Origin of the sequence: Okeania sp. SIO3I5 (assembly GCF_010672085.1) — a bacterium.
In the GTDB taxonomy this organism is placed as follows: domain Bacteria; phylum Cyanobacteriota; class Cyanobacteriia; order Cyanobacteriales; family Microcoleaceae; genus Trichodesmium.
This window is the reverse complement of sequence record NZ_JAAHHT010000019.1, coordinates 82597-107733: the sequence shown is the minus strand read 5'-3', so window position 1 is coordinate 107733 and position 25137 is coordinate 82597. Positions and strand designations below refer to the sequence as shown.

17 protein-coding genes are annotated in these 25137 nt (G+C 35.3%); all 17 read left to right on the top strand.

The window, feature by feature from the left end; translation table 11 throughout:
- Positions 1 to 150 precede the first annotated feature (150 nt).
- The 17 genes from F6K40_RS07160 (at position 151) to F6K40_RS07080 (ending at position 25125) form a co-directional block, all read left to right on the top strand.
- Positions 151 to 735: a Pvc16 family protein gene (locus tag F6K40_RS07160; protein WP_293133398.1), complete on the top strand. Its 585-nt coding sequence runs from the start codon at positions 151 to 153 to the stop codon at positions 733 to 735.
- A 26-nt stretch (positions 736 to 761) separates the two neighbouring features.
- On the top strand, positions 762 to 1682 hold the full coding sequence (locus F6K40_RS07155; RefSeq protein ID WP_293133396.1) for a hypothetical protein: 921 nt from the start codon (positions 762 to 764) through the stop codon (positions 1680 to 1682).
- Between the two features lie 41 nt (positions 1683 to 1723).
- Complete coding sequence (locus tag F6K40_RS07150; protein WP_293133394.1) at positions 1724 to 3076, top strand: phage tail sheath family protein; 1353 nt, start codon at positions 1724 to 1726, stop codon at positions 3074 to 3076.
- Between the two features lie 53 nt (positions 3077 to 3129).
- Positions 3130 to 3267 carry a hypothetical protein gene (locus F6K40_RS07145; RefSeq protein WP_293133392.1) on the top strand — a complete coding sequence of 46 codons (138 nt, stop codon included), beginning with the start codon at positions 3130 to 3132 and terminating at the stop codon, positions 3265 to 3267.
- Positions 3268 to 3388: 121 nt separating this feature from the next.
- The gene (locus tag F6K40_RS07140) at positions 3389 to 5977 is read left to right on the top strand and encodes a phage tail sheath family protein (RefSeq protein WP_293133390.1); all 2589 of its coding nucleotides are present in this window, start codon (positions 3389 to 3391) and stop codon (positions 5975 to 5977) included.
- A gap of 739 nt (positions 5978 to 6716) precedes the next feature.
- Complete coding sequence (locus F6K40_RS07135; RefSeq protein WP_293133387.1) at positions 6717 to 9539, top strand: phage tail sheath family protein; 2823 nt, start codon at positions 6717 to 6719, stop codon at positions 9537 to 9539.
- Between the two features lie 525 nt (positions 9540 to 10064).
- Entirely contained in the window at positions 10065 to 12035 is a 1971-nt protein-coding gene (locus F6K40_RS07130) for a phage tail sheath family protein (RefSeq protein ID WP_293133384.1), read from the top strand.
- A gap of 602 nt (positions 12036 to 12637) precedes the next feature.
- Entirely contained in the window at positions 12638 to 13099 is a 462-nt protein-coding gene (locus tag F6K40_RS07125; RefSeq protein ID WP_293133381.1) for a phage tail protein, read from the top strand.
- A gap of 597 nt (positions 13100 to 13696) precedes the next feature.
- Entirely contained in the window at positions 13697 to 14155 is a 459-nt protein-coding gene (locus F6K40_RS07120) for a phage tail protein (protein WP_293133378.1), read from the top strand.
- A 2-nt stretch (positions 14156 to 14157) separates the two neighbouring features.
- Positions 14158 to 14325, top strand: a complete 168-nt coding sequence (locus tag F6K40_RS07115; protein ID WP_293133375.1) for a DUF5908 family protein — start codon at positions 14158 to 14160, stop codon at positions 14323 to 14325.
- Positions 14326 to 14334: 9 nt separating this feature from the next.
- Entirely contained in the window at positions 14335 to 15045 is a 711-nt protein-coding gene (locus F6K40_RS07110) for a CIS tube protein (protein WP_293133372.1), read from the top strand.
- A gap of 6 nt (positions 15046 to 15051) precedes the next feature.
- A complete protein-coding gene (vgrG, locus tag F6K40_RS07105) occupies positions 15052 to 16686 on the top strand; it encodes a type VI secretion system tip protein VgrG (RefSeq protein WP_293133370.1) in 1635 nt (544 codons plus the stop codon).
- A gap of 73 nt (positions 16687 to 16759) precedes the next feature.
- Positions 16760 to 17161 (top strand): GPW/gp25 family protein, encoded by a 402-nt coding sequence (locus tag F6K40_RS07100; protein ID WP_293133368.1) that lies wholly within the window; start codon positions 16760 to 16762, stop codon positions 17159 to 17161.
- A gap of 414 nt (positions 17162 to 17575) precedes the next feature.
- Positions 17576 to 18757: a hypothetical protein gene (locus F6K40_RS07095; protein ID WP_293133366.1), complete on the top strand. Its 1182-nt coding sequence runs from the start codon at positions 17576 to 17578 to the stop codon at positions 18755 to 18757.
- Between the two features lie 83 nt (positions 18758 to 18840).
- A complete protein-coding gene (locus tag F6K40_RS07090; protein ID WP_293133364.1) occupies positions 18841 to 20838 on the top strand; it encodes an eCIS core domain-containing protein in 1998 nt (665 codons plus the stop codon).
- A gap of 157 nt (positions 20839 to 20995) precedes the next feature.
- The gene (locus F6K40_RS07085) at positions 20996 to 21430 is read left to right on the top strand and encodes a hypothetical protein (RefSeq protein ID WP_293133362.1); all 435 of its coding nucleotides are present in this window, start codon (positions 20996 to 20998) and stop codon (positions 21428 to 21430) included.
- Positions 21431 to 21651: 221 nt separating this feature from the next.
- Positions 21652 to 25125, top strand: a complete 3474-nt coding sequence (locus tag F6K40_RS07080; protein ID WP_293133361.1) for a baseplate J/gp47 family protein — start codon at positions 21652 to 21654, stop codon at positions 25123 to 25125.
- The last annotated feature ends 12 nt before the right edge of the window (positions 25126 to 25137 follow it).

Here is a 25137-nt window from a genome sequence, read left to right as displayed (position 1 = left end):
TGTTTATTTGAAAAAAAAATCAAATTATAACAAAATGTTTCTTTTTTCGATCTGAACAGTTTTCATGTTACTGTAAATTTTATCTGGGATATTTTGTCTTGGGTAGTTAAAGCGATCGCCATTTGATTTACCATTAACAATTAACGGCCTATGATCGATAATGTTATCTCCTTTCTCCAGGAGCAACTCGACACCTACATCCAAATCAAAATGGAAGGGCAAATCAGCTTTAATAACGATAAAGCTGTTGTACTTCTCCAAAATCACACTCAAAAAGAAGTGCAGTTAGAACCAGATACTATTACTTCTTTATTAATTAATGTAGAAGAAGAATATACTTTTCGTTCTGGTGCCGCTTATGAAAAAAAGCCTAATGGAGGTCGTGTAGAGAAAAAAAACCCTAATATTTACCTCAACTTATATGTTCTTTTTATTCCATACTTTACTGATTACAACCAATCTTTAAAATTCTTATCCTTAATTATCAAATTTTTTCAAAGTCATCGGTTGTTCGATCACCATAATTCTCCAGAACTTCATCCAGACATTCAAAAATTGACTATGGAATTAGTGAATTTGCCTTTTACCGAACAAAGAGATGTATGGGCAGGTTTGGGATTGTGTTATATACCTTCTGTGATTTATAAAGTGAGAATGGTTGTCTTTACAGATACGGATACAGTAGAATCTACCCCTGATCTAACTGGAAAGATAGTTGTTCCTGTAAATGTCTAAATTTTCATAAGAGTGAAGTCTAGATTATGATTTATAAAAAACTATTTGAATTGAGTATTTTTCACGATTATTATACTAATGATTTATGTCCAGACTTCATTTTGGAGCCAACAATTGAATGTAGGAAAATATTAAGTGGTCATCGCTTGATTGTTAGAAATAAAATTAATGGAATAATTATTATTGCTCCTGTCGATCCAGAAAATGAAAATCAACCCCAAATTGAACTGGCCAAGGATTTGCAATTTACTTTTATCTTAAAACTTAAGAATCAAAAAATTGTTAATTTTACAGAAAGAGATTTTCAAGGTAGTATTTTTTTCAATCTTCAACAGAAGCAGCTAGAAGATGGTTTAAAATGTCCTTCTTTTAGTAACAAAAATATTGATACTCCAGGAATTGTACCATTAATAGAAGATAAAGTAATCTTATATTATCAAGACTTACCAGCAGACGGAGCAGAAGATAAAATCAAATTATCTTATGAAGATTTACCAGGAGGACAAATTGTTTGGGGGGTCATAATTATTGATAATAATGATTCTCTGCCTGTAGATTTTAGCCAAAGCAGTGATTATCAAATCACTTTTGAGAGAAAAGAACAACACTGGCGTTATTATCTAATAACTAATGATGACAAGGAAGAATTTTTAGTTAAAGATAACGAAGGAAGTATAAGTTTTTCTAGCTTCCTGGACGTTACAGAAAATGACCCAATATATGATACTCTTAAGGAACAATTTCCAAGTAGCAAAAAATATTTCTCTGAATCTACAGAGAAAATTCCTTGCCAGGAAAAGGGGATAAAAAGTATTCAACTTTTGAAAAGTCAGAGTGTATGGATACAACATTTACCTAATCCACCTAATGATAATATAATTCAAAAAGCACCTAAGAGTGAAGAGATGATTCAATATCAAGTAATTAATCTCCTCAAAAACAGCTAAAATCTCAAAACTCAAAAAACACAAAACACAAGGATAAAACTATGGCTACTTCTTATAAAACTCCCAATGTTTACATCGAGGAAATTTCTAAATTACCTCCTTCAGTTGCGGGTGTTTCTACAGGAATCCCTGCTTTTCTTGGTTACACAGAAAAGGCTGAAAATGATGATGGTGAAGATTTAACAAATGTACCAACTCGAATTACTTCCCTTCTGGAATATGAAACTTTCTTTGGACTTGCTAAACCCACTGTAATTGCAGTTATAACAAATGGTGCAGATGAGATAATCAGTATACGTGTTACAGAACCCAAGTTTTTAATGTATTATGCCTTGCAGATGTTTTTTAATAACGGTGGGGGCGCTTGTTATATTGTTTCGGTTGGTCCAGATGATGGAACTAAAGCAAAAGCTGATTTTGACAATGGTTTAGCAGCTTTAAAGAAAGAAGACGAACCCACTTTAATATTGTTGAGTGATGCTGCTAATTTAGATGATGATTCGAATACTACTGATTATTATGACCTTTGTGTGGCAGCTTTGGACCAATGTAAAACATTACAGGATAGGTTTGCTGTCTTTGATGTTGTTCAGTTTAAGAAAGATTCTAGGGATGATGCTGAGACTTTCCGAAGTGCAGTTAGTTCAGAATACCTAAACTATGGGGCTGCCTACTACCCCTACTTACAAACATCACTGAACTATTATTATACCGATGATTCTGTAACTGTGAACGGTGCAGCATTAGAGACTATCAAAGATACCAAAGGTGCTCTCTACAACGGAATTAAATCAGAAATATCTAAAAAGCGAATCATTTTACCTCCTAGCTCTGCCATAGCTGGAGTCTATGCCAGGGTAGACCGAGATCGAGGGGTTTGGAAAGCACCCGCTAATGTGAGTTTAGCATCAGTCACAGTTCCTACAGTCAAAATTACCAACGAAGACCAAGAAGACCTCAATGTTGATGCTACCGCAGGTAAATCTATCAATGCTATTCGTTATTTTACAGGTAAAGGAGTCTTAGTTTGGGGAGCCAGAACATTAGCAGGTAACGACAACGAATGGCGTTATGTACCAGTGCGCCGACTATTCATTTACGTCGAAGAGTCAGTGCAACAGGCCACAGAATTTGCGATTTTTGAACCTAATGTCACTGTGACATGGCTGAAAGTCAAGTCAATGATAGAAAGTTTCTTAGAGGGATTATGGCGACAAGGAGCATTAGCAGGTAGCACTGCGGAACAGGCATTTTTTGTGAATGTGGGACTGGGTGTAACCATGTCATCACAGGACATTCTGGAAGGACGAATGAATGTGGAAATAGGTTTAGCGGCAGTACGTCCAGCAGAATTTATTATTCTGAAGTTCTCCCATAAATTACAGGAAGCATAATTTCAGTTATCAGTTATCAGTCATCAGTTATCAGTATGTCCAGAGATTAGCTGGTGACTTGGAATGTAGAAGATGGTTTTTTTGTAGTCCTGCTAATGGTAGATAAGGATGAACAACAGCTAGCAAGGGAGCAAGATACTCCCACAACAGCTAGCAAGGGAGCAAGATGCTCCCACTACTGTTCCTCTTGAGCAAAATAATTACATATAGACCAGCATGGCAATGCACTACCACTTTTTTTTCCCTTAAAAGGGTGATGTTTGAAACCTTATTCTCTCAAATGTCTGTAAAGCAAAAACTAAGGACTTAATTATGGTCAATTATAAAACTCCTAATGTTTATATCGAGGAAATTTCTAAATTGCCTCCCTCAGTGGCGGGTGTTGCTACAGGAATTCCTGCTTTTCTTGGTTATACGGCAAAGGTTATACAAAATGATGGTGAAGATTTAACGAATATCCCAACTCGAATTACTTCAATTTTTGAGTATGAAGAGCTGTTTGGAGAAGGGGAAGGAGCTAAGTTTGTAGTTGAAGAGACTGCAGATGGAATTTCAATTACTAATATGGCTGAAGTAGCAAGGGTTAAATATTTAATGTATTATGCCTTGCAGATGTTTTTTAATAATGGTGGTGGTCCTTGTTATATTGTTTCGGTTGGTACATATAGTGAGACTGATGAGGCAAAAAACCCAGCTCTATTTACAGAAGGTTTAGCAGCTTTAAAGAAAGAAGACGAACCTACTTTAATATTGCTTAGTGATGCTGCTAATTTACCTTTGGATGCCGCGCAAAAACCAACCGATTATTACGACCTTTGTAAGGCCGCTTTGGCACAATGTAATACATTACAGGATAGGTTTTCTGTCTTTGATGTTGTTCAGGTAGATCCTAGAATTCAAGAACAGGAGGATGTTGATAATTTCCGAGATGGGATTGGTATGGAATACCTAAACTATGGCGCTACTTACTACCCCTACTTGCAAACATCACTGAACTATTATTATACTGATGATTCTGTAACTGTTAAAGCTTTTAATTATCAATCATTTGCATACAAAACGGCTACTGATGGTCTGATAGTTGGTTATACGGGAGCAAAGTCAGATGAACCGAAAGTAAATGTTGTTGTTGATAGTACCATAGCTCCTGATGTAGCAACTTTTGAGTTTGGGGGTAGTAATGAAGAAATTTTGATAATAAAACTCCAAGCAGACGACAAAGCAGCAAATGTGATTGTCACAGAATGGGAGAATTTTTCTGATAAAAAGACTTTTGAAGTCAAGGCAGATGGTACTGGCGCTGAGACTGTCGGTGAAGCGAACACTCCAGCAAAACTTAATACTTTATTCGGGACGCAAATACAAACTGCTATTACAGTCACTTATACAGGAAGTGAGAGTGATGCTCCGGCAGTAAGTATTATTGAAGGCGAGTTAGATAAAGTAAAGTTTGATTTTAGCTCTGATGATAAAACTCTAATCATTAAACTCAAAAAGGCTGGCCCTACAACTGCAAAAGATATTTTCGACCAATGGAGTGCTGATTTTGCTAGTGCTTACAAAAAGAATTTTGAAATAATCCTAGTAAATGGTGGCACTCCGATAATAGCTTCAGAAAACCCAATTGACATTGTTTTTCAGCAAAAGTTGAAGGTAATAGGAGGTCAGCAGGGTATTATAGTCACTTATGCAGGAGATCAGGCTGATGTCCTGAAAGTAAATATTGTTCCTAATGATGCAGCAGATAAAGTAGACTTTGAGTTTACTGATGGTAACAAAACTCTAACCATCAAACTCAAACAAACACCTCCTACAACTGCAAGTGAGATCGTTACAGAATGGGGTATTTTTACTCCAAAAAATGATTTTGCAATCACGGAAAATCAAAATGGTGATGGCTCTGCAAATATAACTACGATGGACGCCCCATCAGAACTCAGTCTCGTAGTAGTGAGAGCTTACAGAACAGCCCCTAATGGTCTTGCAGTTACTCATAAAGGGGGAAGTGGCGATACACCAAAAGTAACTATCACTAATGGTAGTGACGACACAGTAACAGTTACAACTGCTGCAAATCAGATTACAATAACAATCAAATCAGCAGACCAAATAACAACGGTACAAGACATCCTTGACGAATGGGAAGTTTTCGCCGACCCTAAACATGGTTTTGAACTAAAGCAAGATGGTGATGGCAGTACCGCTGTAAAAGCTCTTGATGAACCAGCAAACCTCATAAATCCGCTACCCCTATGGTATTACAAAACTGCTAATACAGGTTTGTATAATGACATTAAATCAGAAATATCTAAGAAGCGAGTCATCTTACCTCCTAGTTCTTCCATGGCAGGAGTCTATGCGAGGGTAGACCGAGACCGAGGGGTTTGGAAAGCACCCGCTAATGTCAGTTTAGCCTCAGTCACAGCTCCCATGGTCAAAATTACCAACGAAGAACAAGAAGACCTCAACGTTGATTCCAGCGCAGGTAAATCTGTCAATGCTATTCGTTATTTTACAGGTAAAGGAGTCCTAGTTTGGGGAGCCAGAACATTAGCAGGTAACGACAACGAATGGCGTTATGTACCAGTGCGCCGACTATTCATTTACGTTGAAGAGTCAGTGCAACAGGCCACAGAATTTGCCATTTTTGAACCTAATGTCAGTGTGACATGGCTGAAAGTCAAATCTATGATAGAAAGTTTCTTAGAGGGGTTATGGCGGCAAGGAGCATTAGCAGGTAGCACTGCAGAACAAGCATTCTTTGTGAATGTGGGACTGGGTGTAACTATGACATCACAGGACATTCTGGAAGGACGAATGAATGTAGAAATAGGTTTAGCGGCAGTACGTCCAGCGGAATTTATTATTCTGAAGTTCTCCCATAAATTACAGGAAGCATAATTTCAGTTAACAGTTTTCAGTTATCAGTTATCAGTATAGCGGTTTTAACTGGGTGTGAGGCAATCAACGATCCCCCTAAATCCCCCTTAAGAAGGGGGACTTGCAGTTCCCCCCTTTGAAAGCTATGCTTTATAAACATCTTTCTCTTTTCATAAAACTTGACAACATAGAGGAGTTATGTTTAAGTCTTGAATCGGCTTTTTCAGGAGAAAAGAGTATTTTTCAATACACTTTTTTATGAATGTAGACAGAATTCTTCCTCCCCCTCCTCCCCTTCCTCCCCACCCTCCCACAAGGGTTTCAAGAGTGCCTTATAAGGGATAGCTTTGAAAGGGGGGGATTTATCCCCTCTCCTTGCAGGAGAGGGGTTGGGGGTGAGGTCTTCATTGACTTACTCTTTACGCACATTTTCAAGCTGGACGCCCTACTACTTATAGCAATCCGCGTACAGGTGTAGTATTTTATCGTAGGGGTTTGGTCTCCAAACCCAAGGAAAAATCGGATTTGGAAAACAAACTGCTACAGTTTTTTTCACAAATCATATCAAATCCGGTAGTATCGGTAGAATTTAAAACCGTAGGGGTTTGGTCTCAAAACCCTCTACAAACTAGGAATTTTAGCCAATACTGATGGTATAACTTGATTCTCCAAAGCAACCGGATTTGATATCATTTAGGATTGCTATATTCTTTATTGTTATTTGTTAGAAAAATCAGAAAAATTAGTTACTTATTAAACTATGGTCAAGGTCTATAAAACTCCCAATGTTTATATTGAGGAAATTTCTACATTACCTCCTTCCGTGTCAACTGTATCCACAGCTATTCCGGCTTTTATTGGTTATACTGAAAAAGCTATAGATGGAAAAAAGAATTTAACGAATAAACCTACTGTAATTACTTCTTTACTGGACTATGAAACTTTGTTTGGAAAAGCTGAACCTACTTATTTTAATGTTAAGGCCAGCGAAGATGAAATTTATGTTGAATCAAGTCCTGATTTCAAATATTTAATGTATTATGCCTTACAGATATTTTTTGATAATGGTGGTGGTAATTGTTACATTGTTTCAATTGGTTCATATACAGGAACAAAGAGTAGAAAAGATTTTGAGAAAGGTTTGGCTGTTCTAGAACAAGAAGATGAACCTACTTTAATTTTGCTGACTGATGCAACTAATTTAGATGTTCCAACTGATTATTATGACCTTTGTCAACAAGCTTTGACACAATGTAATAAGTTACAGGATAGGTTTGGTATTTTTGATGTTTTAGACGGTAGTTCCGATCAATATAATGAGCAGAAAATTACTGATTTTCGCAACGGAATAGGTCAAAATTATTTAAAATATGGTGCATCTTATTATCCTTATTTACACAGTTCTCTGAACTATTATTACACTGATGATTCTGTCATGGTTGAATCTGAAAAATCATACTTTGAATCGATATTTCAAGGTCTGAAAATTAATTATACAGGAAGCAGCTCAGATGAACCTAAAGTACAAATTACTCGGAATGCTCAAACTGCTGAAGGTATAGATTTTTTTATTAGTGACGACAAGATTCTAGAAATCAAAATTAAACCAGACACAGAGACAACTACAGAAGAAATTATTACAGCATGGGATACATGGCAAGTGGATTCGGGAAGTGATGAAGAGGAAGACAGGCGTAAAAGTTTTGATATTGAATCTAGTGTTAATACTATCAAAACACAAGCACTGACTGCTTTAGATGCAGACTTTGAATTAACAGTTGAAGATCATCTGAAAATCACTTATAGGGGAAGCAATTCAGATAAACCCAAAGTAAAAATTATCCGTAACGATAGTGATCAGACAGATTTTAACATTACTGATGATAAGACCCTAGAAATAAAAATCAAAAAACAAGAATACACAAGAGTAACAGAAATTATCGCAGCATGGAAAAAATTGACAGGTGATAGTCAAAATTTTAATATCGACTTAGGTGATGGGGGAAATCATAATCATATACCAAATGAAGCAGAAACACCTCAAACCCTAACTTGCTTACCTACAATAAACTTTGAATCAACAGTTGAAGGTTTGAAAATAAGCTATGCGGGAAGCGACTCAGATGAACCTGGAGTGAGAATTATTCGTAGCGATAATGATATAGATTTTGGACCCCCTGACGACAAAATTCTTACCATAAAAATTAAAGCAGAAGGCGACACAAGTGTAGGAGAAATTATCGCAGCATGGCAGGGGAAACAAACAAGTTGCCCGGGTTTTAATATTGAAGAAGGTAATATCCAAACTAAAATAACTACTCCCTTAAAATCCTACTTTGAATCAACGGTTGAAGGTCTAAAAATTAGTTATAGGGGGAGTAAGTCAGATAGACCTAAAGTAGAAATCATCAAAAACTCTATTGATAAAAACTCTATTGATAAAATAGGTTTTAACACTGATGGTAAGACCCTAACAATAAAAATTAAAGCAGAAGGCGAGACAACTGTAGAAGAAATTACCACAGCATGGAATGAATGGGAAGATGAACGGCAAAATTTTGAAATTAGCTCAGGTGGCGAGAATGATAAGAATGTCGCAGCACATGAGGCAACATTTCTTATCCTCTTGAAATCTTTATTAAGGTTTTACAGAACAGAAGCTAATGGTATTATAGTCACTCATCAAGGGAGAGAGGATAGAATACCTAAAGTAAAGATTACTCAAGGTACCAATAATAAGATATCTTTTGGGATTACAGATTTAACCCTAGAAATAACAATCAAAAAAGAAGGAGACACAACTGTAAAAGATGTTACCGACGCATGGGATAAATGGCAAAAGGAAACCAATAAAAAGAATTTTGAGATCGAGCAAGACGGTGATGGTAGTGCTGATGTAGTTCCATTATCCACTAAAGAATTAGGGGACCATCCCTTATGGTATTATAAAATTGACAATACAGATTTTTATAATAGAGTCAAGACAGAAATAGAAAAAGAGCGAGTCATGTTACCTCCTAGTGCTGCTGTTGCAGGAGTGTATGCTGCAGTAGACAGGGATAGAGGTGTTTGGAAAGCACCCGCTAATGTTAGTTTGGCATCAGTTATCGGTCCGACAATTAAAATTAACAATGAATTACAAGAGAACTTGAATGTCCATGCTACAGGTAAGTCTGTCAATGCTATTCGCAGTTTTACAGGCAAAGGAACTTTAGTTTGGGGTGCAAGAACATTAGCGGGTAATGACAATGAATGGCGTTATATACCTGTGCGTCGATTATTCAATTATGTTGAAGAATCACTCAAAAAATCCACAGAATTTGCTGTTTTTGAATCTAACAATACCATTACCTGGCTCAAAGTCAAGTCTATGAGTGAAAATTTTTTAGAGGGGTTATGGCGACAAGGTGCGCTTGCAGGTAGCGCTCCCGAACAAGCCTTTTTTGTGAATGTGGGACTGGGTACAAGTATGACACAAGAGGATATTTTAGAAGGACGAATGATTATAGAAATAGGTATTGCAGCGGTTCGTCCCGCAGAGTTTATTATCCTAAGATTCTCCCATAAATTACAAGAAGGATAAAAAGTCAAAAATCAAAAGTCAAAAATCAAAAGTCAAAAGTCAGAATTTAAGAAAGCTAAAAGTTAATAGAGTAACTCTTACTTTTGATTTCTGTAAAACTGTATCGCCCTCAAAATTCAAAAGTCAAAAGTCAAAAGTCAAAAGTAAGAAAAAAAGTTAAAATTCAGAAGTCAAGAGTCAGAATTGAATAAAGTTAAAAGTTAATAGAGTAATTCTCACTTTTGATTTCTGTAAAACTGTATCGCCCTCAAAATTCAAAATTCAAAAGTAAGAATTTAAGAAAGTTAAAAGTTAATAGAGTAACTCTCACTTTTGATTTCTGTAAAACTCTATCCTCTTCCTAAATGTCCTCAAGTGTTTTTCAAATTTGAAAACTATAGCACTATGCATTAAGGTTAGGATATTTCTAAATCCTGTTTGCGGAGCATTTCCGCAGGAAAAACCTTTTCATAATCTGCTATTCCCTATTCCCTATTCCCTATTCCCTAGCGCGTAGCGCTATAAGCAAAAACTCACGATTTAATTATGGTGACATATAAAACTCCCAACGTTTATGTTGAAGAAATTTCTACATTACCTCCCTCAGTTGCTAGTGTATCTACAGCAATTCCTGCTTTTATTGGTTATACCGATCCAAAAACTCAAGAAGAGTTAATCAATAAACCTACTCTAATTCGTTCTCTTCTAGATTATGAAACATTTTTTGGCAAAGCTGAACCTACAAAGTTTGAAATTAAAGAGAGCGCTGATGAAATTTGGATCTCTGAAATTGGTGACCTCCAGTATTTAATGTACTATGCTTTGCAGATGTTTTTTGATAATGGTGGAGGTGGTTGTTATATTGTTTCTATTGGTACCTACCAAGAAAATACACCACAAAAACTAATCGAAAATTTTGAGGAAGGTTTAGATGTTTTAGAAACAGAAGACGAACCTACTTTGATTTTGCTGACTGATGCCACTAATTTAGATAGTGAAAATGATTATTATAACCTTTGTCAACAAGCTTTAGCACAGTGTAATAAATTAAAGGATAGGTTTGCTATCTTTGATGTTCTCGAAAGGAATAATAGCAACGATCGACCAATAGGAAGAATAGATCAATTCCGAGAAGGAATAGGTACACTATATTTAAAATATGGCGCAGCTTACCATCCCTACTTACAAACTTCCCTGAACTATTATTATACAGATGATTCTGTAAGCATTGACCCTTTTTATAACCAACGCTTTGAATACAGAGGTGATGATAATTGTCTGATAGTCAATTATACTGGAGGTAAGTCGGACCGACCCAAAATCAATATTACTATTCACTGTGACCAGGAAGAAGATGTTAAATTTAAAATTAAAGGCGATCGCGATGAAATTCTCAGAATCAAAGTCAAACAAGACTGCAACAGTGTAGACAAAATTGTTGAGGCATGGAAAAGTTATAGTCCCAAAAAGAATTTTGAGGTTAGGAAAAATGGTAATTGTTGTGGTTGTATATGCAAAGTCGATCCTCCTAAAAGACTCGATCTCCTATATTTAAGGATATATAGAACTAAACCTAATGGTCTGGTAGTTACCCATCACGGAACACAGGATTATGAACAAGAAGTAGATATTAAAGTAACTATTACGATTAACAATGAGGATAATACGAATGCTGCAGATTTTGAAGTGAGTGATAATTCTATTACTATTAAACTCAGAGAAGAAAGTACAAAAGTAGCAAAAATCCTCAAAGAATGGAAAAACTGGCAAAAGGAAAATAGCGATCGCAACTTTAACCTGAAGCAAGACGGTGATGGTAGTGCCAATGTAGATTCACCAGTCTCTAATGAACCCCTCGTTCAACCACAATTATGGTATTATCAGTTTGACAATACAGAATTGTATAACAAAGTTAAAACAGAGATAGATAAACAGCGAGTCATATTACCTCCTAGTCCCGCTATAGCAGGAATATATGCCACAGTAGACAGAGAGCGGGGTGTTTGGAAGGCACCTGCTAATATAAGTTTATCATCAGTTACAGGTCCCACAATTAAAATTAACGACGAAGGACAGGAAGACCTAAATGTTCACTTTACAGGTAAATCAATTAATGCTATTCGCATTTTTACAGGCAAAGGCACCTTAGTTTGGGGTGCAAGGACATTAGCAGGTAACGACAATGAATGGCGTTATGTATCTGTACGCCGACTATTCAATTTTGTTGAAGAATCAATTCAAAAAGCTACCAGTTTTGCTGTTTTTGAATCTAACAACAGTATTACTTGGTTGAAAGTCCAATCCTTGATCGAAATTTATTTGGAGGGGTTGTGGCGACAAGGAGCGCTTGCAGGTAGCGCTCCGGACCAAGCTTTCTTTGTAAATGTGGGACTAGGTACAAGTATGACACAACAGGATATTTTAGAAGGACGAATGATTGTAGAAATAGGTATTGCAGCAGTTCGTCCCGTAGAGTTTATTATTCTCAGATTTTCTCACAAATTACAGGAGGGATAGATGGAATAATTAATAATTAATAATTAATAATTAATAATTACCAATGGATAATTGATAGTCGATCAATTAGGTTTAAAGCCTTTCATTCTAAGGAGAAAAAAAGTGCATGGAATAATTAATAATTAATAATGAATAATTAATAATTACCAATGGATAATTGATAGTCGCTTGGCTTCTGAGTAATATAATTCTATCATCATCATCCAATGATTAAGGGTAAATGCTATATCGCCTAACGGCATGGGTTTCGCCTAGCGCCCCTACGATATAGACTCTTATCTTGAGAATTTTTGAGAATCCTGAATAAGAGCAATGGTATCGGATTTGATATTATCCATTATTCATTGTCTATTATCAATTAGACATCTCCAAAAATAAAAAATGAAATCAATTCCAGATATGAAATTAACAATTTCATTCCCTATTCCCTATTCCCTATTCCCTATTCCCTATTCCCTGACTTCGGCAAGAAGTCTATTAATTAATTCTTCTTTTTTTGAAGAATAAAATTAACTAAAAAGAAATTTTTTTTCTTTAGTTTTTTGGTAAAATTAATCGTAAGATTAGGTAAGGCAAACATTAAAATCAAGGAACAATAAATTATGGCAACTACACCAGACGATATTAAAGCTAGTTATCCTCTACCAGTATTTTTCTACCGAGTTACCATCGGAGATGATGACTCCCACGCATTCTCAGAGGTATCGGGACTGAGTATTGAATACGAAACTATTACCTATAGAGATGGTTTAAGTTATAAAGAAGGGGCAAAGCACATGCCAGGATTAGATTCACCTGTTAACCTAACCCTCCAAAAAGGTATTGTCAGAGCAGATAGCTATTTGTTGAGCTGGATTAATACAATTAACTTAAATACTGTAGAGAAGCGCGATCTTAAGATTGACTTATTAGACGAAGCAGGTGAACCAGTCGTTTCTTGGACAGCACTAGATGCTTTCCCTAAAAAATTAGATGCACCATCATTCAATGCTACTAGCAATGAAGTCGCCATTGAGAGTTTAGAATTAATGGCGAATAGTCTCAAAGTTGACTATCCTGGATAATTCTTAAATTCTACTAATAATATCAGGAATTGCAGACCCAAAGAAGAAACTGGGTTTATGGCCTTGATTATTGTTTTTCCCTCTCACTAAACTTCCTCCCTTGACCCGGTTTATGGGTAAGTCCTAGTAAGATCAAGAAACCGGGTTTATGGCAGGTAGATATTAGTATGGTGGGGCATTTAAGACCAACCCGGTTTCTATTTTCTTATACCGATACTACCAGATTTGATATAAGCCTGAAAAGTTTTTCAACAGGAGTTTTTAGGCAAAATATCCTAAGTATTCAGCTATTAGCAGTCAGCTCTCAGCTAGGAATTGTTTGGTATTTCATTCATTATTATAACCAAGCGATCGCCTGACTATAATTTTACCATTACATATACAGGACTACCAATTAATTTTTCCTTTTTATAAAGGTAATGAAGCTGATAGTTGACCGAAAAATTTTGGTCTTCCCCTTTTAAGGGGATAAAAAAAAAGAAGATTCCGTATTTCAATTATCCCTATTCCAGGAAGTACTGATAACTGTACGGACGTTGCATGCAACGTCTAACTGATAACTGAAATGACCAACCTTTGACTTTTGTTCTTAATATAATGGTTGATATAACTGGAAATCCACCTGTAGGATTTCATTTTCTCGTTAATTTTTTGGTAGGTGGAGTAGTCCCTAATCCTTTAGATATTCGCTTTCAAAAAGTATCTGGAATTTCTGCAGAAATAGAAACAACAGATATTCGAGAAGGAGGCGAGAATGTATTCAGACATCGTTTGCCAAACCAGGTTACTTATAATAATCTAGTTTTAGAAAGAGGATTCGTAGTTGGTTCTCCTCTAAATATAGAGTTTAATGTTGCTATGAGTACCATGGAATTTGCTCCCAGCAATGTTTTAGTTATACTACTAAATGAAGATAGTATTCCTATTGCAGGTTGGCTATTTCAGAGAGCTTACCCAGTTAAATGGAGTACATCAGATTTAGATGCTAATAACAATGCCGTTGTAATTGATACAATGGAATTAGCTTATGCCAGATTTCAAAGTTTGAGGGTTTAGTTATGCCTGTAGAAATCAAAGAATTAGTTATTCGTGCCAATATTGTTAACAATAATAATGATGAAAATTCAGAATCTGAAAGTGAAGAAACTACCGGACAAAAACAAGAGATTATTGCTGCTTGTGTATCACAAGTGCTGAAAATATTAGAACGTCAACGAGAGAGGTAAAAAATAGAAGTGATTAAAAATCCTTTTAAACTAGAAAAGCTCAAGATTAATGTTTATGACAAAGTAGCTCGAAGTGGTTCCCCAAAAGATACCTTTGAAGTGATGTTTAATCCCGAATCATATTCCTTGAAATACGAAAATGTTTTTCAAACTTATCAAGGGATTAATACCAGCGCACGTATGGTTAAATATTCTCTCTCTAAACCCCAGGAGTTGTCTCTGAAATTAATTTTAGATAATACGGGAGTTACGAGTATGGGAGCAACAAATTTATTATCTTCAGGGGAAAATGATGTTTATAAACGAGTCCAGACTTTTCTAAAATTAACTACTGATATGGATGGAAACATCCATGAACCTAAGTATTTGAAAATTGAATGGGGAGACTTAAATTTTAGTTGTCGCCTTCAATCAGTTCAGATTAATTATACTCTTTTTAATCGCAGCGGACAACCTACTAGAGCAGAACTAGAAACTGTTTTTTGTGGGGATATAGAAGATTCCAAACGGGTTAAAAAAGAAAATAAAAATTCTCCCGATGTATATCATTCTAGGATGGTAAAAACAGGAGATAAATTACCTTTAATGACACAAACAATCTACGGCGATCCTGCCTATTATATTCAGATTGCTAAAGTTAATAATCTCAATAATTTTAGAAAGTTAAAAACAGGTACGAATCTTAAATTTCCTCCGATTAAAGAAGAACAATCAGAATAAAAAATAATGAGTGGTGTCGTCACAGCAACAATTTTGAGTGAAGGGTCTACTCTAGACCCAGAATACTGTGTTATGTCAATTGACATTATTAAAGAGGTAAATAAAATTCCTTCTGCTCAAATAATTCTCTTAGATGGTGACGCTGCAAAACAGGAATTTGCTATTAGTAATAGTAACTTTTTTAAGCCTGGTAAAACAATCGAAATTAAACTTCGTTATGAAGGTAATGTTGCAGAGGAAGCGACAGTTTTTCAGGGTATTGTAGTTAAACACTCTGTGCAAGCAGATCGATATAGTTCTTTGCTTACCATTGACTTAAAAGATGCAGCGATTAAACTTAGTACCGAAAGAAAAAGTATTGTCTTTCGAGATATGAAAGATAATGAAATTATTAATAAAATAGTTAAAAATGCAGGGTTACAAGTTACATCTAAAGCAACTAAAGCAAAGTACAAAGAAATGGTGCAATATTACTGCACCGATTGGGATTTTGTTTTATCTCGTGCTGATATTAATGGTAACTGGGTTATAGTTGATGATGGTAAAATTACTGTAGAAGAGCCAGATTTAAGCGGTTCAGCAAAACATACATTTGAGTATGGTAGGAATGAGATTTATGAATTAGAAATGGAAGCTGATATTCGTTATCAATATGGAGAAGTAAAAAGTCATGCATGGGATATTAAAAATCAGAAAGTATTAGAATCAAAAGGTAAAAAGTTTAATCTTAAGCAAGGTAATTTAAAAGGAGATTCATCATTATCAAAAGCTGTTGGTGGAGATAAAATTAATCTAACAAGTATAACTCAAATAGAAGAACAAGAAATACAAGCTTGGGCAGATGCAAAATTATTAAAAAGTAGTTTGTCTATGTTAAAAGGTCGTTTCAAAGTGCCTGGGTTTGCTAAGGTAAAACCAGGAGATATCATTGAAGTTGCTGGTATTAGCGATCGCTTCAATGGGAGTACATTAGTAACAGGAATTCGCCATCAAGTTGATGTGGAAGGTTGGCAAACTGATGTACAGTTTGGCTTATCTGCTGACTTTTTTTATCGACAAAATGATGATATTATTGATACTTCAGCAGCAGGATTAATTCCAGCAATTAATGGTTTGCAAATGGGAATTATTGATAAGTATGAAGCAGACCCAGATAAACAGTTTAGGGTAAAAGTAAAAATTCCATCAATTGAAACAGATGGTATTGTTTGGGCAAGATTAGCTTCTGTGGAAGCTGGTAATAAAAGAGGTATTTTCTTTAGACCAGAACCTGGTGATGAAGTAATTGTTGGCTTTATTAATGATGACCCTAGACAAGCTATAGTTTTAGGGGCTGTATATAGTCAAAAAAATGCTTTACCTGCTGGTTTAGAAGTAACTGAGAAAAATAATAAGAAAGGAATTGTAACTAAGGAATCATTACAAATAATTTTTGATGATGAAAATAAGTTAATTGAAATTAGTACCAAAAAAGGTAATAAGATTGAATTATCAGAGAAGGGTAAAGGAATTAATTTAACAGATGAAAATGGTAATACGATTACTATGGATGATAAGGGAATTCAGATTAAATCCAGTAAAGATATTACAATTGAAGGTAAAAATATCGATATTAAAGGTTCAAAAGTGGATGTTATTTAAGCAAAGATAAAATTAGCTTTAATCCTACTTCATATACTTACTAAAATATATAAAAAAAAAGGACGAGTAAACTATGGAAACAGAGCTTTCATTTTTAGGAACAGGATGGAGTTTTCCACCTACCTTTAATAAGGATACGGGAACAGTAGAAATGGTATCAAATGAGGAAGATATTAGAGAGAGTTTAGAGATTATTCTCTCAACTGGTCCCTCAGAAAGAGTTATGCAATTAGACTTTGGTTGTGAGTTAAGTCAGTTTATGTTTGAGGAAATTACTCAAAGTTTAATTACTAGAATTAGAGGTACAGTTTCTGATGCTCTTTTGGAGCATGAACCTCGAATAGAAGTGGATGATATTAGTGTTGAAGAAGGAGAAGAACAGGGTTTATTATTAATTGGTGTAAGTTATACTGTTCGGGCAACTAATACTAGGTCTAATATGGTTTATCCTTTTTATCTTGATGATGCTCAATAATTGAAATATGATAAAATCGACAGAAGATTAAATCAAAATTACTGAGGAATTATGATTAAGACTTCAGACTTTCAACAAGCAATTGAAACAGTTGAAAAATTATCTTTATAAGAACAAAAAATATTAATCAATACTCTTCAAAAGCGATTGTATCAACAACTAAGAAAACCTTTGGGTAGCAAAGGATGGTAAACTAAGTTATTATTAACAGCAAAATATTTCAAAAATACAAAAAAGAGGGATAAAATTATGGGAAATCTTGGTGGGCAAAAAATTACATCTAGGCAAGTAGGGAATATTAGCCAGAAAAAGAGCATCTTTCAGGAAAGTAAATTTCCTCGAGTTGTTCAGAATGTTACACCTACCTCAGCAGCAACGGACTTATCAGAATACCGCAAACCTAAAACAGGGGAAATGATAGCCAATGTAATGAAAAATTTTTCTGAGTCAAATTATTCACCGCCACCAAACTATATAAGTGGTAAGCAGTTACAAGTACCGAGACCTCAGCAAAGAGAAGGTCATATTCCACCTGTACGCCAGCTCAAAGCACCTCCTCGGCTTGGTTTTCCTACTGTAGGAGTAGTTCAAACAAAAACAAATGAGTTGACCTATTTGGCCCAGCAAAGCAGTAAATCTGAAAACTACAGTACAGGGAAAGTTGCTAATCCAATAATACAAAGAGTAATAGAAGGTGACGATCCTTTGAGCCAGGGAATTTTAGAACCGGAACATAAAAATGATTTACTATATGGCCTTGCAGGATATAGAGGAACAACAATAAAACGAATAAAAGATAAGGCTGAAGAGGATAGCATACCTGGAATAGAAAGTAGGAAAATGACAATAGATGAGTACAATCAAGCGCTAGGCTTAGATATTGTAGGTGTATCTCCAATTCTGGGAGTATATAGTGTTAGACAAGCTCTAGAAAATCCTGAAAAATGGAAAGATTATTTGCCTGCATCAAAAATTACGTACCCAAAGAAAGAAGATGGAGCAGATATCTCTAATGAACAAAAATGGATGAAATTTCTTGTAGCGAATAGTCAGAAAATAGGTCTATGGGATTTAGGCGATTCTACACCTGAAGGTAGACGATTTTTCCAATTATTACCAGGAAAAGCAACAGGTCTAAATCTCATTAAATCTAAAAAAAGGTTTGAAAAGAATATAGATGAGAATTTTAATAAAAAATTAACAGAAAAGCTAGTGCATAAATTATTAAGTTATGGAACAGATTATGATACCGCGTTGAACAAGTTTACTAAATTAAACAAGGAAAATAATCCATTAGCGCAAGATGTAAATAAATGGGTACAGAATGCCTTTTGGCGACGGACAAGCAAACTGGGAATTGATTTTGCAACAACAATGGAATCAGGATTAGATGCTAGGGTACATTTTAACCTTACTTCAGGTAGGCAGAATGATACAGGAGGATGGGAGCCAGATCCAAAGGGAATAATTAAAGATGTTGAAGAGGATCGAGGTAAGAGAAAGATAACTGAAAGTGAGTGGCGATATGCACAGAAGTTAATAAAAAACGACCCGAGTTTGAAAGAACGCATATTAGAATATAGTGAATATGAATAAAAATTGCGATCTTTGCGGTCTTAATATTAAAGCTCAAACATTATAATACTATCAAAAAAATTATAGAAAATAGGCATAAAATTATGGGAAATCTCGGTAGGCAAAAAATTACATCTAGGCAAGTAGCAAATATTGGCCATAAAAAGAGCATTTTTCAGGAAAGTAAATTTCCTCCGGTTGTTCAGAATGTTACAGCTACCTCAGCAAAAACTGACTTATCAGAATACCGCAAACCTAAGACTGGGGAAATGATAGCGAATGTAATGAGAAATTTTTCTGAGTCAAATTCTTCAGTACCACCAAACTATATAAATGGTAAGCAGTTACAAGTATTGAGACCTCAGCAAGGGGAAGATCATATTGCACCTGTACACCAGCTTAAAGCACCTCCTCGCTCTGGTTTTGCCACAGCACAAGTTCCTCGAAATAAAACTGGGTTGCCAGATCGTCTCAAAGCAGGGGTAGAAAATTTATCAGGGTATTCTCTTGATAATGTTAAAGTTCATTATAATTCCCCTAAACCTTCTCAGTTACAGGCGTTAGCTTACACCCAAGGGACGGATATTCATGTAGCTCCAGGACAGGAGAAACATTTACCCCATGAAACATGGCACGTTGTTCAGCAGATGCAGGGAAAGGTGAAACCAACGATGCAGATGAAGGGGGTACAGATTAATGATGATGCGGGGTTGGAGAGAGAAGCGGATGTGATGGGAGAAAAAATACAAACACATCAGCTAGAAAGTCAGGGAGGACAAGAGTTGGTAGCCCATAAATTGACTAATGTGGTGCAGCAAAGTGTTGGATGGGAAAGAACACAAAGAGACAATCATGCTATCGAAACACAGACAAACACATCTGATAATAATGTAATACAAAGAGCATATAAAAGGCAACAATATCGTATTAGTGCTGGAAAAACGAGGCAAATATATGTTGAAAACGGAGAGTTTAATTTGCAACGTGATGAACCAATAATAAATAGGGGAGTTATGTATGAAACTATGGTAATAGCTGGAAACGGAAATCAACTAGCAAACCGATATAAACAAGAGACTCAACAATTTAACGCATCAGTAGGTTTGTCTGTTGCAATTAACGATAGCTTCCAAAAGCCAGATGAAATAGATCAAAAGCAGAAAAATTTGACAGCTATTGCACGCAACATGAAAAAACAAAGCCCATCTATAAATGTTGTAAGAGTCCTATGGCAGGATGGGCGTGAAAACTTACAGGAAAGTATACGAGGAGAGGTTCCATTTGCTGAACTGCGTAAACAAGCTGCGGTAGATACTGGAGCAGTCAATCTCTATGCAGACTTACAGCGACGATCGCAGGGGCGGACTTGGCGACGGGTGGGCGATGATGATATGCAATTTTTAGATCCTAACCAAAATAGTGATGTGAACACAAAACTGGAAGAGAGCGAAGAAAATGCTCCAGGGGGGGCAATGCTCACATTTAACTACCAGTTAATCCCAAATAGCCAAGACCAATTTATTGACAGAATCTGCAAAGCAATATATCGTGCAGAAGGACAAGTGGTGCAGTATGTTTCAACAGAACTGGGAAAACAAACATATGCCATTGAACCAACAACTTATTATAGAGGTGAAACTGAGGGACCAGATCCAGGTGCAGCATGGAATCAATATGAAGAATTTGCATCTTCTGGTCAAAAGCAGATCAAGGAAGGTGCGTCACTAGCGAAGAGCTTGAGAAAAAATTATGGCATAAAAAACCAATTTGAATCTTTAAAAGAACCAATGCCAACATCACATGGAGGACGCTTAAATGAGGTAGTAAACTTGTTGGCCGAAACATTAAACGCTCAAACAGAACCAAACATAGCTCAATTTAATGAGAGATTTATTGCGGCAATCAAAGCTGTTGACCAAAGCATATGGGATCAAGAAACGTTGCAGAGAGGAGCAAAGTGGATGGCTGTGAATGAGGAAGAAAAAAATTCGATTGACATTCTAAATGATGAAATCAATAAAAAGATTCAAGAGGTTTTGAATAAGCTTATAAAAGCAGTCGGAAAACAGATATCCACGGAGTGGAAAAATAGGAATGCCTAGAGGGGAGAGTAAATTACAAGCGATCGCGTCTTGTAGAATAGACATCTCCAAAAATGAAAAGTAAAATCAATTATCGTAAATAATAAGTAAGTATTGGATTGTCTGTATTGTAGACAAATAACCATCATCCCTAATCAAATCAAAAAATCAAAATTCAATGTCTAGATTTATTCTTATAGATGGCGACAAAGCCAATTTTATTCCCGCCTTTGGGAAAGCAATAGTGACAGTTAAACCTGGTAATTTAAAAGCCAACGGTAAATCTACATTAAAAGGAAAAAAAATCTGTATTGATGGGGATGAAAAAGATCTATCCGTTCCCGGATGTATGTACATTTCTCCTCCGTATGTAATTCCTGGAACTGGTACATTAAAAATAGCATCTTTAGGGGGAGACCAAAAGGCTAGGAAAACTAACAGTGGTGGAAAAAAAGTCCTACTTCAAGGAAGTATATTTAAAGCTAAATTTGAAGTTCAAAATCCTGCCAAGGAACCTCCTAAAGGTCCTGCACCTCCTACACCAGATCCTACATCTGAATATTCAGGAATGGGGAATTTTTCCACAACTAATACAAAATGGCAAGGAAGTTAATCAAATTGATTTTTGTTCATTAAATTTATATTAAAATTTATAGACTTGTTTGAGAGAAGCTTGAAAATAAACTTTATAGATACGCAATTATTATTCATATTTTATATGGAGTTTAGTAAGGCTGTTATGGTTTAAAATTAGTCATAAACAAACAATAGTTAAGAGCGAAAAAATGGCTGATGATTGAGGAACATTAATTAGGTTTAAATAGGTATTAGCTGATGAGTGAAAATCAACAAGAAAATTTTCGGGATGGGGTGAGTCAGGGCGATCGCCTCCTGAAAGAACTCAAACCAGATTATGTGGCGGTGGACGAGCGTACTCTGTCAGATTTACTTGAGTTTGTACAAGAGTATGCTAAGAATGTCAACTATTATGATATTTCTAATAGTAAAAATGGTGATTGGTCTAATTTTTTTCCTAGCAAAGATAGCAAAGAAAAAAATGATCAATATGTTCAGGAAATGGTGGATTACATTGAGAATCCTGAAGAATTCCAGGATGACCAGGAGAAATTAAGGGAATTATCTCAGGCTCATCTGGCTTTATTATTCACTTTTTTAAAATTATTAGAACATCCTCAGCAACAGTTTAAAGACTTGACTGAAAGATATCTTGATTTTTATTATAAAGATGTATTGCAGTTAACTAATAAAACAGAAGTAGCCGATCGAGTAAATGTGATTTTTGAGCTGGTTCCAGGAGTAGAAGAACATCTGATTGAAAAGGGAACATTGCTAAATGCGGGTGTAGATAGTCAAGATATTGACCTTCATTATCAGACTGATAGGGATATAAATGTTAATCAAGCTCAAGTAGCTAGTATTAAAACTTTATTTGTTGAGAAAAACCAATCAAATAAAGTTGAAAATATTTATACAAATTCTGTAGTGGATGCAAATGAGGGAGAGGAAAGTGAATTACAACTAGAAAAAAGTTTTCTAACTTTAGGAAGTGATATTAATAATAATACGCCAATAATTCTTGGTTTTGCTGTTAGTTCTCCGGTATTATTTTTGCCAGAAGGAAAACGGACTATTATTCTGACTTTTGAAGCAAAACCAGGAACTTTGGATCAAAGTGCTATTGAAGAACTACAAAATAATAGGAAGGTTGAACCTTTTGATATTTACTTGAGTAGTGGAGCAGAATGGATACAACCTCAATTTTTTAGCTGGGGAATAGATCCAGAAAATAGTAACAATTTACAGTTTAAATTAATCGTTGATTCTACTTTACCTCCTATCTTGCCACTCAATTTAGAGGAATTAAATGAGGAGTCAGATTTTGTCATTGAAGCTCCCTATCCAATTATCAAAATTTTGTTGAAAGAAAATGAAATAGAAGTACCAGAACAAACAACTACTACTGAAGAAGAATTATCACAAGCAGAAGCTACTCAAACAGAATTATCAGAAGTAGAAACTACTCAATATGAAATATATTATGAACAGTTTAAGTCTATAGAATTAACAAAGGCTCATATACAGGTCAAAGCTGAAAATATCCAGGATATAAAATTACGAAATGATAACTCAGTTCTTGATAGTAAAGCAGCTTTTGAACTGTTTGGTAATACTCCGAAAGTAGGTTCAGGTTTTTACTTCACTAATCAAGAAGTAAGCCAGAAAAAATTAGAGACTCTGACGTTAAGAATGGAATGGATAGGACTTCCTGATGATTTTAGTGAACATTATAGAGCTTATTATGAAACTCTGGAAATAGACCCGATTACTAATACAAGCTTTAAAGCTAGTTTAAAGCTTCTCAATAATAAAAATTGGGTGGATATTGAAGATCCTAAATGTCTTTTTAATGAAGAAGAAGAAGTAACTTTAGAACAACAAGCAAATACAGAAAATACAGCACAACAAACAAGTGCAGAAAATGGAGATGGAAATGGTAATAAATTAAGTGATAGCACTGAGCTTAACTACCAATTTGATGATGTCGATTCCTATGCTCCAGAAACTTCTACCTCAGAAATTGATGCAGAAGATCCTTTTGAATACAGCAGGTACTTTAAATTAGAATTAGAAAAACCAGATTTTGGACATGATTTATATCCTATAGTATTAAATCAGATTGCTTTGTCTAACTCTACACCAACTCCAGAAGATACAATAACTCTAGAAGGTACAATAACTCCAGGAGATACAATAACTCTAGAAGATACAATAGCTCTAGAAGGTACACTAACTCTAGAAGGTACAATAACTCCAGGAGATACAATAACTCTAGAAGGTACAATAACTCCAGGAGATACAATAGCTCTAGAAGGTACAATAACAGAGGATGCAACAACTCCAGAGAATACAACAATTGTATATCCTCCTTACACCCCGGAAGTAAAAACTATCTCCCTCGACTATACCAGTTCAGTCGAAATTAACTTGCCTTCTTCTCCAACACAACAAGAGTCTGACAAAGTATTCCAAATTCATCCTTTTGGGTATTATGTGGATATCCAAAATTCATTTGGTTATGCAGATCAATATAACCCAGAAAATCAAGAAGATAAAAAATACCTCCTACCTCAATACGAAAATGAAGGTAGGTTATACATTGGTCTTCGCAACCTAAAGCCTCCTAAAAGTATCTCTATTCTCTTTCAAATGATACCAGGAAGTGGTAATAAAGAATTAGAAATACCCCAGATTTACTGGCATTATTTAGATGGTAATTCTTGGAAAAAATTTGAAGATAAAGAGATAGTGTATGATAGTACAAGCGGGTTATTAAATACGGGGATTATCCAGTTGGGAGTGCTAAAATTAGATCCGGATCAGCATATATTACCCAATGATTTATATTGGTTACGAGCTAGTGTAGAGAAAGATGCTTTGGCTATTCCTGAAACTCTGGATATCAAAACTCAAGCAGTTAGTGCTACTTTCTTAAATCAGGGAAATGCTGCCGATCATTTTGCGAAACCTTTACCAGCTAATTCTATTCAAGGATTTGTTATTCCTGAAGCAGCTATTAAAATAGTGAAACAACCTGCTACATCATTTGGTGGTAAACCAGAAGAAGATGATGAGAAGTTTATCACACGGGTTAGTGAAAGACTACGCCATAAACATAGGGCAATAACAGCTTGGGATTACGAACGTCTGGTATTAGAAGAATTTTCGGAAATATATAAGGTAAAATGTATTACTGCAACTGAGAATAAAAACCCTGCTGCTGCCAACGTGACAGTGGTTGTTATACCTGATATTTCTAATACGACACCTTTGCCAGAAGAACCGAAAGCACCTTTGTATTTGCTTAAGCAAATAACAGATTTCCTCACAAAACAGACTTCAGCATTTGTAACAATGGAGGTAAAAAATCCTGAGTATATACCTATGACATGTAAAATGAGAGTTGTGTTTTCTGGTGAATCTAATCAAGAAGGTGAATATATCAATAAACTTAATGAAGAGCTTAAACAATTTTTTGCTCCGTGGGCTTATGATCAGACAGTGGATATTCCTTTGGGTCGTTATATTGAAGAATCTTTAGTTATTAACTTTATTGCTCAAAGAGAATATGTACATTATGTTGACTATTTTGAATTTAAAGATAAAATTGAGATGCAACCGGATTGGATCTTGATTTCTGCTGAGAATCATGAAATACAAGCAGTTGCTGAACCAGATACTTACGGTATTGGTTACATGGCGATTGGTGATAACTTTAAAATTAATTAATGAGGATTAAAA